The following is a 12,124-nucleotide window of genomic DNA, read 5'->3' as shown; positions in this document are numbered from 1 at the left end:
ATCAATAAAAACAACAATTATGAAAAGAAATGCGACCGCAGTCTGGACTGGTTCCCTGAAAGAAGGAGCTGGAAAATTAACAACACAAAGTACGACCTTAAATAATACGCAATATTCATTCAAATCCCGATTTGAAGAAGGAGTAGGAACCAATCCCGAAGAACTTGCAGCAGCTGCACATGCAGGTTGTTTTACTATGCAGCTGACTGCTTTTATAGGAGAAACAAGCGCAGTTATTGAAAGCATAGAAACCAAATGCGATATTAGTTTAGTAGAAGGAACAATTAACAGTTCGCATTTAACAGTTAATGCTAAAATTGAAGGAATCTCAAATGAAACGTTTCAGGAATTAGTTACAAAAGCTGAGAAAAACTGCCCGATTTCAAAATTATTCAATACTGAAATCAGTACAACAGCAACTTTGCTTTAAAAGTAAACCAAGATTCTATCAAGAAATTAACCGCAAAGCAGAGCTTCATGAAAACTTTGCGGTTGATTTTTTTAATCAATTATGATTTTCTCTTTATGAATTCATAGTTAATGATGGTTAAAGAATAAAAAATACAATCTGCTGTAATTTTTCCTAAAATAGTTCCAGTAAAATAATTCCCTGTGATTGTAGGCGTCCAATACATACAGAAAGGCCGGATAAAAAAGAAATCCAAAATTGCAGGATAACCAAATTCCAGAAACAGATTCCAGATCAGAATCAGTATTTCCATGAAAGTAATCTTCTTGTTTTTTGCTTTATTTTCGGTAATTTTGGTTTTATACAATCTGTAAATCATTACACTATAAAACGCAGAATATTCGGCAAACGTAATTAAATAAGCAGTTGTTACCGCATTAAATATTTTACTAAACAGAGAAGCAGTCAATGCTGTGCTTGTCGCTGCAAGTTCAGAATATTTGTACCGATCAAACCATTCTTTGAAATTTGATTTTTTGGACATTTACATTTTCTTTTACCAAAGCTGATGTACCTGCGGTTTGATGTACTGCTCATAAATGGCGTTCATCGCACTGATTTTTTCAGGAGTCAGTTCGGGCATGTCGTATACAGAAAGATTAGATAAAACATGACTTTCCTTTGATGCGCCCGGAATAATACAGCTGATTTCGTTAAAACTTAAAATCCATTGCAGGGCAATAGGTGCTAAATTAGACGTCCCTGGGAAAAGAGCTTTTAGAGCATCAACAGCCTGTAAACCCAATTCATAATTAATACCTGAAAATGTTTCTCCTTTGTCAAAAGCAGCTCCGTCACGGTTAAAATTCCTGTGATCCTGTTCTCCAAATGAAGTTTTAGAATCATATAATCCCGTTAATAAACCACTCGCAAGCGGTACTCTTGCAATAATTCCGATGTCTTTTCTTTTGGCTTCTTTAAAAAATAATTCCGATGGACGCTGACGGAAAAGATTGAAGATAATCTGAACAGTAGTTACGTTAGAAAATTCGATAGCTTTTAAGGCTTCTTCTACTTTTTCTACACTGACACCCAGATTTTGAATTTTTCCCTGCTCTTTCAGACGGTCAAACATTTCAAAGATTTCAGGGCGGTAAAACACCTGTGTCGGCGGACAGTGCAGCTGAATAAGATCGATTGTTTCCAATCCCATTCTTTTCAAGCTGTCTTCCACATATTGCTGCAGTACTTTTGGCTGATAGCCTTCATTTACATGCGGATTGATATGACGCCCGCATTTTGTAGCCACATAAATGCGTTCAGAGCGGGAGCGAACGACTCTGCCCACTGCAGTTTCACTCAGGCCGTTTTCGTAAACATCGGCAGTATCAATAAAATTTACGCCTTTGTCAATTGCGGTATTGATTAATTCATCGGCGGTTTTGTCATTAAATGGCGAACCCCATTTTCCGCCCACCTGCCAAGTACCCAATGCTATTTCTGAAATATTAAAATTGGTTTTTCCTAGTTTGCGATAATTCATATTTTATAAGTTTCTAAGTTGCTGAGATACTAAGTTTCTGAGTTTTTAAATGTTGTTTTTTTAGCTTTTGTCTTAGTAACTCAGTAACTTAGAAGCTTAGAGACTTTTTTTAGTCAAATAAATCAGAAGATAAATAGCGGTCGCCACGATCACAGATAATGGCAACTACAACTCCAGATTCTAATTGATTGGCAATTTTTACGGCCACAGCAACAGAACCACCGCTGCTCATTCCTGCAAAAACACCTTCTTCTCTGGCTAATCTTTTGGTCATTATTCGGGCTTCTTCTTCGCTGATATCAATAGTTATATCCACTTTTGACCCATCATAAATTTTTGGCAGATATTCCTGTGGCCACTTTCTAATACCTGGAATTTGTGATCCATCGCTGGGCTGTGCGCCAATGATCTGGATATTTGGGTTTTTCTCTTTCAGATAAGTTGAGGTTCCTATAATTGTTCCGGTAGTTCCCATTGCAGATACAAAATGTGTTACAGTTCCATCTGTATCATTCCATATTTCGGGTCCGGTAGTTTTGTAGTGTGCTTTCCAGTTGTCGTCATTGGCAAACTGATTCAGCATGACATAGCCTCCTTCGGCAACTTTTTTGTCGGCATAATCTCTTGAACCAATGATTCCTTCGCTAGCCGGAGTCTGAATAACTGTTGCGCCATAGGCCTGCATGGTTTGTGTGCGTTCGATAGTAGAATCTTCGGGCAATACCAACTCGATTTCGATATTAAATAATTGGGCTATCATAGCTAAAGCAATTCCAGTATTTCCGCTGGTTGCTTCAATTAATTTGTCGCCTTTTTTGATCTCGCCTCTTTCGATGGCAGAAGCAATCATGTTGTAGGCAGCGCGGTCTTTTACGCTCCCTCCAGGATTGTTCCCTTCCAATTTTAATAACAGTTTTACGTTTTTATTTGCTACCAGATTGACGGTTTCAACTAATGGAGTATTACCGATTAATTCTGTTAATTTATAAGTATTCATTTTACTTTTTTTCTTTTATTTTGACTTCAGTTGTGGTGGTGTTCAATACGATTGAATCATGCGGAATTGATTTGGTTACCCATGAATTTCCACCAACGATACTATTTTTGCCTATAACGGTATTGCCTCCCAAAATAGTTGCATTGGCATAAATGCATACATTTTTTTCTACAGTAGGATGTCTTTTGGAATTTTTCATTTCCTTGCTCACGCTTAATGCTCCCAAAGTAACTCCCTGATATATTTTTACATTTTTCTCGATAACGGCAGTTTCACCAATTACAATTCCGGTGGCATGATCGATGAAGAAAGGTGAAGCGATGTCGGCACCTGCATGGATATCTGTTCCAGTAATTCGATGGGCATATTCGCTCATCAATCTTGAAAAAAGCATCAAGTCAAGCAAGTACAGCTCATGGCTCAATCTATAAATAGCAATCGCATAAAATCCTGGATAGGCAAGGTAAATTTCTTCAATTCCATTGGAAGCTGGGTCATTTTCTAAGATGTAAGAGGCGTCTTTATTTAGGTTTTCTAATACAACTGGAAGTTTATCTAAAAAGCTAACCCATGCATTGTCGCAGCAGTCTTGGGGCTTTTTGCAGGCCAAAGAAGCTATTTCTTTGAATTGTTTTTCTAATTCATCAATGCTTTCATTTAATGGCGCATTCGAATCAAATAAGGTGTAAAATAATTTTTCGGTAAACGCTTCAGTCTTCGTCTTTATGCTGTAATTTATAGTAAAATTACTTTTTAAAGCACTAATATTTTGAACAATCAGATCTTTGGTCATGATTATGAAATTGTATTGTTATTTATGAAGGCATAAAAGTAAGGTGTTTTTTAGAGAAAATAACAACGATTACTCAAAGAATTGGTTGAAGCATCACCGTTTTGCGAGATATAACAGAATCGTTTCTTTTTGGAAATTATATCACATTAAAATTTTAGATTCCAATATAGATTTCATAATAAAATATCCTTTTTTGTTTGGATGAACACCATCTTCGGAATAAATCGATTGCAATCCCTTTTGATCGTTCACCATGATCGAATAATAATCTACGTACAGAATATCATTTATTGCAGTATAATGCTGAATCATAGAGTTTAGTTTTACAATTTTTTTAGCGGGCTGTATTCCTTTTCGCCAAGGATAATCCAAAGCGGGCAGGAGGGAGCATAAAACGGGTTTAATGTTATTTACTTTGGCTAACTCACACATCGATATAAGATTCCCTAAAATAATTTCAAGAGTTGTCAGCCCAGTATTTCCTGCAATATCATTGGTGCCAGCCAAAATAATGACTTTTTCAGGTTTCAGTTCGATTACATCGGGTCTGAAACGCAATAACATTTGTGGCGTTGTCTGACCATTTATGCCTCTATTAATATAATTTTTGTTGATAAAGAATTCTTGATCATGGATTTCCCAGCCTGCTGTAATAGAATCACCAAAAAATACTATTCTTTTTTCTTTGACACACGAAGCTATAATCTGGGCATTTTCATCTTTGAATCTGTTTAAATATCCCCAATCTGGATTTTTGATTTTTTTCTCCATTATAATCTTGAAAGCAGAAAGCATTTTTTTTTTCAAAGTTAAAAACTAATCTTTAAAAATAAATGTTAGAAATTAAAATGATTTCAAGGACTTAATAACCTGAACTCGATTAATAATTTAGGGTAAAAACATTGAACAAAAAGGCAAAATCTAGTATATTTAAATTTCTGACAATTAAATATTTAACTAAACTCTACCTTATGATTTGTTTCTATAAAATTGCAGATATTAATTACAAGTATTCGAAATAATATGAAAAATAGTTTGATGGAAATGAGTGATAAAATTTTACTCCGTAAACGCTCAATAATAGAAACGGTTAACGATGAACTTAAAAATATTTGCCAAGTTGAACACTCTAGACATCGCTCATTTACCAACTTTTTGTCAAATCTTATCGCTGGAATAATTGCTTATAATTTTCTGCCTAAAAAACCTTCTTTGAAATACGAAACGGTTAAAACTAACCAATTGGCTGTATTTTATTAATCGAGTTCAGGTTATTAAGAAAAATAACTAATTCAATTAGTCCGGATTGATAAACATTGAACTCTTTAATTTGATTTGCTTCTTGTCCAACTGCAATAAAATGAGATCGGGAACCAATATCAATTCCTGCCGCATTTGTATTGAAAACTTGCATTTATTTAAAATTTTTCATAAATCTGTTTTTTTAAAAATGCGAGGAAATGTAATATCTTTGCAAAACTATTCTATACGAGATAACAATATATTTCATCATTAATTGTCTCAAAGGGTCTCCTGCCAGAGTTCTTTTTACATTTCTGCCAAAAATCTGTGAGGGGATAAATACACCATTTTAAACATAGGATTCACACCCCTCACAAATTAGCAACTCTTTGTCAAAGTAACACCTCTTTCTTGAAATCTGTAGCTAATTCGATCTGTTTGGTATTAGTTACGGATAGTCATATTGACTTAAATTTTTTGTTTTATATCCCAATACTCTTAGAACATATATCCAAGATTAAACATAAAGTTTCTAGGCGCACCAGGTCCAACCATATTGGCATTGGCTTGTGATACCACATACTCTTTGTTTTGGAGATTGTTCAGATTTAAGGAAAATTTCAGCTGCTTTATTTGATAATACAATGCTGCATCTATCAGTGAATAACCCGGCAGAATAAAATAAGCCAGTCGGGTGCTTTGTTTTGATGCAAAATTCGAACCTAAACCAACTCCGAATCCTTTGATACTTCCTTTTAGAATGGTGTATTTTGCCCAAAAACCTCCTTGATGATGCGGTGCCGCTTCTTTCCATCTGTCTACATCGGCGGGAACAGCAGTTTTGGTGATTCGTGCATCATTGTAAGCATAATTTGCATTTATGGATAGATTAGGCAAAATATTTCCAGTGATATCAACTTCAATACCTTTGGATGTTTCCTGACCTCTTTGTTCTAATAATTGTGTGTTTGTCGGATCATTGGCATTGACCAAAATATTGTTTTGATTGATCTTGTAAACAGCGATACTCGCTCCTAATTTTTTGTCAAACCAATCGCTTTTTGCTCCAAATTCGAACATTTTACTGGTAAGCGGGTCAAATGGGCCACCGTAAATTTCAGGTGCACCAATAGTTCCTGCGCTTTGTGGCTGAAACCCTTCTACATAGGTTCCGTAAATATTGATCTGCGGAATTACACTATACACTAATCCAGCTCTAGGAATCAAAGCATCCTGTTTCACTTTGGCTTCATTGCTTTTGGTGTAATTAGTAAAATCCGTATAAAATTCTTGTCTTAAACCTAACAAAAGCTGCAGTTTGTTCCACTTCATCTGATCTTGAATGTAGATACTCTGTGAAAAGTATTTTGTAGGAGCCGTTGTGGTTCTGGTTGTGAAATAATTATCAGTATTGGCAGCTGAATAATCTGGATTTGCTAAATTATAAAAAGGAACATTCGGAACTGGGTTTCCATTAGCGTCCAGCAGATACAAATTCTTTTTGGCAGGATTGTAAGTTGCTATTGAGCCGTTATTGGCAGCGTTTCTATAGCCTGATGCTACACCGTTTGTACCGCCAACGGGTACTAAACTTTGAATATAATCAGCTCCTAAAACTAATTTGTGTTCTATTTTTCCAGTACTGATATCATAATTTAGGTAAGCGGTAAGATTATCGTCATAACGGTTACGCATGCGTTCGGTTGTACTTTGCAATAAGAGCGAAGGAATTTCTTTTCCTGCACCATCAACTGCATAAGCGTTACCGCCTCTGTGTTCAACCATGTCTTCAAAGAATTTATACTTTAAATAAGACACATTCAATGAAAGCTTGCTGCTGAATTTATGGTTCATAATTGCCGATAAATAAAAGGTCTTTTCTTTTAAATAATCGCTCGCTCTGGACATACTCTGCGAAATAGGAGTGGTGAATAAACGGCTCGCTCCATCTGTTGAAGGGCCGTATAAAGGCTGTCCTCTTTCGGTTCTTCCTTTTATGATGCTGTAAACAAAATCGACATCAATTCTGGTCTTTTCGCTTGGGACAAAAGCGATGGTCGGTGCGATTGAAACATCTTCTCTTTCCTGTAAATCCCTGAAGGTTGCCGTGTTTTGATACGCTACATTCATACGGTACAGTATACTTTTGGATTCGTTCAAAGGTCCGGTTAAATCGGTTGTTGCCCGTATGGTCTGAAAACTTCCGACACTAACATTGGCTGCATTTCGATTTACGGACAGTGCTTTTTTGGTTACATTATTTATAGATCCGCCGGGTTCAGTATTTCCGTATAAAGCAGATGCGGGACCTTTCATGACTTCAACTCTTTCTAAATTGTTTAAGTTTAATGAATTAAAAGATCTTCCGCTTACTCTTAATCCATTAATGAACTGATAGCTGTTGCCCGAAATTCCTCTGATTGAAAAGCGGTTTTCAAAGTTATTAAGACTCACACCGCTGATATTTTTAAGCACATCATTGACACGAAAAGCCTGTCTGTCTATAATTAGTTCTTTGGTAACATAACTTACCGATTGAGGCAGGTCTTTTAGTGCAATACTGGATTTAGATGAAGCTACAGACATTTCGTTTCTATAGGTACGTTCGCGAAAGCCAGAAACAACAATTTCATCCAGCTGTCCGATATTTTCTTCTACTTCAAAATCAAAAGTATAATTTCTTTGACCGGCTGTTATTTCGATATCTTGTGTTTTCTTTTTTAGGCCAATTCCGGAGATGGTTATAGTATAGTTTCCTGGTTTAATGTTTTCGATTTTGTATTCACCGCTTTCGTCAGTTACTGCGCCTTTGCTGGTTCCTTTTAATTCTACATTTGCAAATTCAGCTGCTTTTCCCTGACTGTTTTTTACAGTTCCTTTTATTGCTGCGGTTTTTTGCTGTGCATTTACTATTACTGCTGATAGTAAAAAGAAACTCATTAGATATAAGAATCGTGGCATTCTTAATTTTAAATAATTCATGATTAAAGTAGATATAGGTTGTTTATTTTTATTTAGAATAAATAAAATTATTTTGTAGCAAATATAAAAATTAATAATTCTTTAACAAATGTTATTTAGATTAATTATGAATAATTTTGTTGAATAAAATTATCGCTGTTAATGTTTACTGGTATAGATATAATTGGCAGCAGGAGGGAGAATTAAGATCTAATTGCTGCTGCAATTTTTATTCGCCAGTTTCAGCAGGATCTTTTTTCTTTTTCTTATTGCGTCCCCACCAAATTAAAAAACCGGTAATTGGTAAGCCAGCCGAAACGAAACTTGCAAAAAACGCAAGCACTTTACCCGGAAGCCCTAATATACTGCCAACATGTAAATCGTAATTGATAGATCGAAATTTTTCCCCTGTGTTTTTGTTATCAAATGAATTTGTTTTAAGAATTTTTCCAGAATATTGATCGTATTCGATTGATGCATTGTTAAAGCAGTTTTCATATTTAATGAATGTATTAAATGCTGCAGCCGAATCTTTAGGTATAAAAAGAATATAATTGTCAGCTTTTGGGTGCAGCTGTTTAGTGGTATTATAAATTTTATCAAAGCTGTTTTTCGAATTAACCTGAGTAGTATCAGATACTGATTTTTCGCTTTTTTCAATTGTTTGGCCTCCGTTGAGAGCCCATTGCAGACCAGAATCATACCATTCAAAAGCCCAGATCAAACCAGTAAGCGCAATTATTAAAGCGAAAATCATCATATAATAGCCCAATATATTATGCAGGTCATAATTTTTGCGTTTCCATTTGGTAGTATCTTTCCATCGAAACCAAAAACGCTGTTTAGCTGCGCTTTTGTTTTTTGGCCACCAGAGAATAAGGCCTGTTATAAGTGAAATTACAAACAGAATTGTTGCTGTGCCTACGATAGGATCGCCAATGTCATGTTTTAAAAAAAGAGTCTGATGCAGCATTCTAACCACGAAAAAAAACTCAAAATTATAGTCTTCTAGCTTTTCAACCTTTCCTGTGTACGGGTCTATGTAGATGTACAGTCTGTCGTAATCGTCCCAGTACCAAATGCTGTTATTTTCTAATTTATTAAAACTCCAAAAAGCAACGGTGCGGTCTTTATTGTTATAAATTTTGCATCCGGAAATTGGATTTTCAGATTGGGTTTCTGCTATTGCTAACAGTTTACTGAAGGGCAGTGGTGTTTTTTTTACTTCATCTACATGATAATGTTTGTGAACAAGAGGCCGTAATTCTTCTTCAAAAACATACAAACAGCCTGTGATTCCCAAAATAATTACGATAAGACCTGAAGCCAGACCCAGCCATAAATGTATTTTTCCTATGGTTTTTTTAATTTTCATTGCTTATATGAATAGCTTTTTTATTTTAAAAGTAAAAACACCTCATAGCTTAATAGATTGAGGTGTTTTATAAAATTTAATCGGTTTAAAACTTGAATGTTAAGTTTGCTAAAAAGTTCGTAGGAGCCTGCGGTGCTCCCCAAGTACTCCAGTATTTTTCATTCGTTAGATTATTCAGTTTAATTCCGATTCTCCACGCAGGCTGTTCATAAAAAACGGTACCGTTGAAAATGGTATATGACGGAATGTAAAAGGTATTGCTGGTTGCCATGAAACTTTCATCCACATAATTGGCGCCAAAACCAATACCTAAACCTTTTAAAATACTCTGCGATTTATAAGAAGCCCAAAAGTTTACCATATTTTCAGGAGCATCGGCTGCTTTATTGCCTTGAAAAGTGGTGGATTTTACAATGCGGTTGTCATTATATCCATAGCCTGCTATAATGTCTAAACCAGGAATTGGGTTTGCAATCAGTTCAAATTCATATCCTTTGCTTACCTGCTTTCCGCCTTGTTCGTATGTCAAATCAGTATATCTCATTACAGCATTGTCATTTGTAATATTATAATAACTAACAGTGGTGCTTAGTTTTCTATTGAAAAGTTCTGCTTTTATACCTCCTTCGTATTGATTTGCATAAAGAGGATCTAATATTAACTGCTCACCGTTTGGCTGATTTACTGGTGCTAAGTTTTGGAAACCGTTCATATAATTTCCGAATATTGAGAGCTGATTTTTAATAACCTGATAAACTACGCCTAATTTTGGAGATAATGAATTTTGATTGTACGCTGGTGTGGTACCGCTTTCTTTACGGTCAAAATTATCTAAACGAAGGCTCAGCATTACCGAGATTCTGTCAGCATAACTTATTACATCCGAAACATAACCGCTGGCAGTATATTCGTTTCTTCCAGCTCTTATTGCTGGAATTCCTAGCAAGGCATCGATTTCTTTTTTTCTGATTGGAGCAAAATTTGTAGTTACATCAATCGTTCTGATTACTGCCGAAGTTGGCGTTGACGAAAAAGTATCGCTATAGTATCTGTAATTGAAACCAGCTAAAAATTTATGTTTAAGGATTCCGGTTTCGAACTCACCATTTATATTTTCCTGAATATTGGTATAATTACTTGATATTGGTCCAAAAACGGTTGCACGTGCAGTAACAACTGTCGGCGAAGTCCATGTTGGCAGAACCTGATAACTGTATTCTACGTTTTCGCTTACATAAGAAAATAAAGTTGTCGATTTCCAATGGTCAGCTATCTGATATTCTGCCTGAACAAATGCTTTTGAAGCAGATGATTTGGCATCAGCATCTTCATGAACCAGTGATTTTTTGTAATCCAATTTTACATCCTCAGGATTTGTTATGCCAGATGCAGCTACTGCACTTGGGTATAAAGGCTTAGTACTTTTAACATTGTATAATTCGGCATCAACATTAAAAGTAAGTTTTTCTGTTGCTTTAAAAGTAAGGCTGGGAGTGAAGGACAGGCTGTTATTAAACCCATAATCCAAAAAGCTTTTTTCTTTATTAACCCCGACATTTAGTCTAAAAAGTACATTTTTTTCTTTTGTAAGCGGTGTATTTATGTCGGCTGTAAGCTGATTTAGACCAAAACTTCCTCCAGTGTATGCTATTTCTGTTGACGCAGTTTCAAAAGGTTTTTTGGTAACCAAATTGACTACACCTCCAAAAGATGATGCCGAAGACCCGAATAAAGTTCCAGAAGGGCCTTTTAGAACTTCAATGCGTTCAACATTGGCAATGCCTACAGAAGAGCGTCCTGATAATGTTTCCATACCATTTCGCGAGTTAATACCAACAGTAAAGCCTCTCATTATAAGCGCAAATCCGCCGGAAGGATAATTAAGCGGTACTACACCAGGCGCATTCCTCATGGCACCGGCAATATCAACAGCAATTTGTTCTTGGAAAAGTTCTTTGGGTATCAGATTATAAACCTGTGGATTTTCCAGATTTTTCAGAGGCATTCTGGCAACGTAATCTGTTTTTTTAGAAACTCTGCTTTTTCTGCTGTTGATGGTAACTTCCTGCAATTCTTTGTTGGAAACTTTCAGCTGTAAATTAAGTGCAGCTGTTTCATGTTCTGTAATGGTTACTTCTTTTTCAATGGATTCGTAACCCGTTAACGAAACCTGCAGTGTATAAGTATCTGTTTTTACTCTGTTAAATTCGAAATTACCCGTTTCATTGGTAATCGTAAAGTATTTTGAATCTTTTAGAACCACATTTACATCGCTGGCTGGCTGTCCGTCTGAGGTAGTTATGATTCCTTTTATTTTTCCGTGATTCTGCTGAGCGAAAAGACTAACAGCCGAAAAGAGAAGTAAGCAGATTACAAGAATTAAATGTTTTATTCGAAGTTTTGAATTGTTCATTATAATTTAGATTTTATTTAATTTTTATTTAGCTGAAAAAATTTAATTCAAAAAATAAGTTTTGAATTGGTCTAATTCTGTATGTGACTGAGAATAATCGATAAACCATTTTTCTAATTTCTGAATATCTGACGGTGTCAAAGTATGGATTGCCTTTTGTAATTCCTTTGAAAAGAGCAGCGTATCAAAACTCACTTTCTCTAATATTAATATGGTATAATCAAACATGATGTATAGAATTAAAAGTTATTTATCATAAGTCTGTGTTTTATTAATTTCAAGCAAATTATTTTTATTTAGAATTAATAAAAATAATTTAATTTGTCCTAAAAAAATCCAGTCTGTAATAACTGGATTGTTCAAGTCTCAACTGCGTTTTTTGATGCTGAGA

11 protein-coding genes and 1 pseudogene are annotated in these 12,124 nt (G+C 35.3%); 2 read left to right on the top strand and 10 right to left on the bottom strand.

The annotated features are described in order from the left end of the window. The first annotated feature begins 19 nt into the window (after positions 1 to 19). Entirely contained in the window at positions 20 to 430 is a 411-nt protein-coding gene (locus OZP07_RS15645; protein WP_194639255.1) for an OsmC family peroxiredoxin, read from the top strand. A 79-nt stretch (positions 431 to 509) separates the two neighbouring features. Here OZP07_RS15645 and OZP07_RS15640 read toward each other — a convergent pair whose 3' ends face one another. The 5 genes from OZP07_RS15640 to OZP07_RS15620 all read right to left on the bottom strand — a co-directional run bounded on the left by OZP07_RS15640 (position 510) and on the right by OZP07_RS15620 (position 4,513). Further along, positions 510 to 953 (bottom strand): hypothetical protein, encoded by a 444-nt coding sequence (locus OZP07_RS15640; protein WP_281635832.1) that lies wholly within the window; start codon positions 951 to 953, stop codon positions 510 to 512. Between the two features lie 12 nt (positions 954 to 965). Next, the gene (locus OZP07_RS15635) at positions 966 to 1,952 is read right to left on the bottom strand and encodes an aldo/keto reductase (protein ID WP_281635831.1); all 987 of its coding nucleotides are present in this window, start codon (positions 1,950 to 1,952) and stop codon (positions 966 to 968) included. A gap of 109 nt (positions 1,953 to 2,061) precedes the next feature. Next, positions 2,062 to 2,949 (bottom strand): cysteine synthase CysM, encoded by an 888-nt coding sequence (gene cysM / locus OZP07_RS15630; RefSeq protein ID WP_194639249.1) that lies wholly within the window; start codon positions 2,947 to 2,949, stop codon positions 2,062 to 2,064. A gap of 1 nt (position 2,950) precedes the next feature. Then, positions 2,951 to 3,742: a serine O-acetyltransferase EpsC gene (epsC, locus tag OZP07_RS15625; RefSeq protein WP_281635830.1), complete on the bottom strand. Its 792-nt coding sequence runs from the start codon at positions 3,740 to 3,742 to the stop codon at positions 2,951 to 2,953. Positions 3,743 to 3,883: 141 nt separating this feature from the next. After that, positions 3,884 to 4,513: a GDSL-type esterase/lipase family protein gene (locus tag OZP07_RS15620; RefSeq protein WP_281635829.1), complete on the bottom strand. Its 630-nt coding sequence runs from the start codon at positions 4,511 to 4,513 to the stop codon at positions 3,884 to 3,886. Positions 4,514 to 4,741: 228 nt separating this feature from the next. On the opposite strand from OZP07_RS15620, the pseudogene OZP07_RS15615 reads away from it, so the two are divergent. After that, a pseudogene (locus tag OZP07_RS15615) lies at positions 4,742 to 5,002 on the top strand (transposase); the annotation flags it as partial. Here OZP07_RS15615 and OZP07_RS15610 read toward each other — a convergent pair. The 5 genes from OZP07_RS15610 to OZP07_RS15590 all read right to left on the bottom strand — a co-directional run bounded on the left by OZP07_RS15610 (position 4,977) and on the right by OZP07_RS15590 (position 11,961). After that, entirely contained in the window at positions 4,977 to 5,156 is a 180-nt protein-coding gene (locus OZP07_RS15610; protein ID WP_281635828.1) for a hypothetical protein, read from the bottom strand. The pseudogene OZP07_RS15615 and the gene OZP07_RS15610 overlap by 26 nt on opposite strands. A 326-nt stretch (positions 5,157 to 5,482) precedes the next feature. Beyond that, positions 5,483 to 7,945 (bottom strand): TonB-dependent receptor, encoded by a 2,463-nt coding sequence (locus tag OZP07_RS15605; protein WP_281635827.1) that lies wholly within the window; start codon positions 7,943 to 7,945, stop codon positions 5,483 to 5,485. Between the two features lie 229 nt (positions 7,946 to 8,174). Then, positions 8,175 to 9,320 (bottom strand): PepSY-associated TM helix domain-containing protein, encoded by a 1,146-nt coding sequence (locus OZP07_RS15600; RefSeq protein ID WP_281635826.1) that lies wholly within the window; start codon positions 9,318 to 9,320, stop codon positions 8,175 to 8,177. Positions 9,321 to 9,405: 85 nt separating this feature from the next. Then, a complete protein-coding gene (locus tag OZP07_RS15595) occupies positions 9,406 to 11,733 on the bottom strand; it encodes a TonB-dependent receptor (RefSeq protein WP_281635825.1) in 2,328 nt (775 codons plus the stop codon). Between the two features lie 42 nt (positions 11,734 to 11,775). Continuing rightward, positions 11,776 to 11,961: a hypothetical protein gene (locus OZP07_RS15590; protein ID WP_281635824.1), complete on the bottom strand. Its 186-nt coding sequence runs from the start codon at positions 11,959 to 11,961 to the stop codon at positions 11,776 to 11,778. Positions 11,962 to 12,124 lie beyond the last annotated feature (163 nt).

The organism is Flavobacterium marginilacus, assembly GCF_026870155.1.
Classification (GTDB): Bacteria; Bacteroidota; Bacteroidia; order Flavobacteriales; family Flavobacteriaceae; genus Flavobacterium; species Flavobacterium marginilacus.
The sequence above is the reverse complement of the archived record's forward strand: the minus strand, read 5'-3'. Positions and strand labels throughout refer to the sequence as shown.

What these genes read in the sequence shown, in the direction of transcription:
- OZP07_RS15645 (WP_194639255.1), top strand. Translation starts at nt 20, where the DNA reads ATGAAAAGAAATGCGACCGCAGTCTGGACTGGTTCCCTGAAAGAAGGA.
- OZP07_RS15640 (WP_281635832.1), bottom strand. Translation starts at nt 953, where the DNA reads ATGTCCAAAAAATCAAATTTCAAAGAATGGTTTGATCGGTACAAATAT.
- OZP07_RS15635 (WP_281635831.1), bottom strand. Translation starts at nt 1,952, where the DNA reads ATGAATTATCGCAAACTAGGAAAAACCAATTTTAATATTTCAGAAATA.
- cysM (WP_194639249.1), bottom strand. Translation starts at nt 2,949, where the DNA reads ATGAATACTTATAAATTAACAGAATTAATCGGTAATACTCCATTAGTT.
- epsC (WP_281635830.1), bottom strand. Translation starts at nt 3,742, where the DNA reads ATGACCAAAGATCTGATTGTTCAAAATATTAGTGCTTTAAAAAGTAAT.
- OZP07_RS15620 (WP_281635829.1), bottom strand. Translation starts at nt 4,513, where the DNA reads ATGGAGAAAAAAATCAAAAATCCAGATTGGGGATATTTAAACAGATTC.
- OZP07_RS15610 (WP_281635828.1), bottom strand. Translation starts at nt 5,156, where the DNA reads ATGCAAGTTTTCAATACAAATGCGGCAGGAATTGATATTGGTTCCCGA.
- OZP07_RS15605 (WP_281635827.1), bottom strand. Translation starts at nt 7,945, where the DNA reads ATGCCACGATTCTTATATCTAATGAGTTTCTTTTTACTATCAGCAGTA.
- OZP07_RS15600 (WP_281635826.1), bottom strand. Translation starts at nt 9,320, where the DNA reads ATGAAAATTAAAAAAACCATAGGAAAAATACATTTATGGCTGGGTCTG.
- OZP07_RS15595 (WP_281635825.1), bottom strand. Translation starts at nt 11,733, where the DNA reads ATGAACAATTCAAAACTTCGAATAAAACATTTAATTCTTGTAATCTGC.
- OZP07_RS15590 (WP_281635824.1), bottom strand. Translation starts at nt 11,961, where the DNA reads ATGTTTGATTATACCATATTAATATTAGAGAAAGTGAGTTTTGATACG.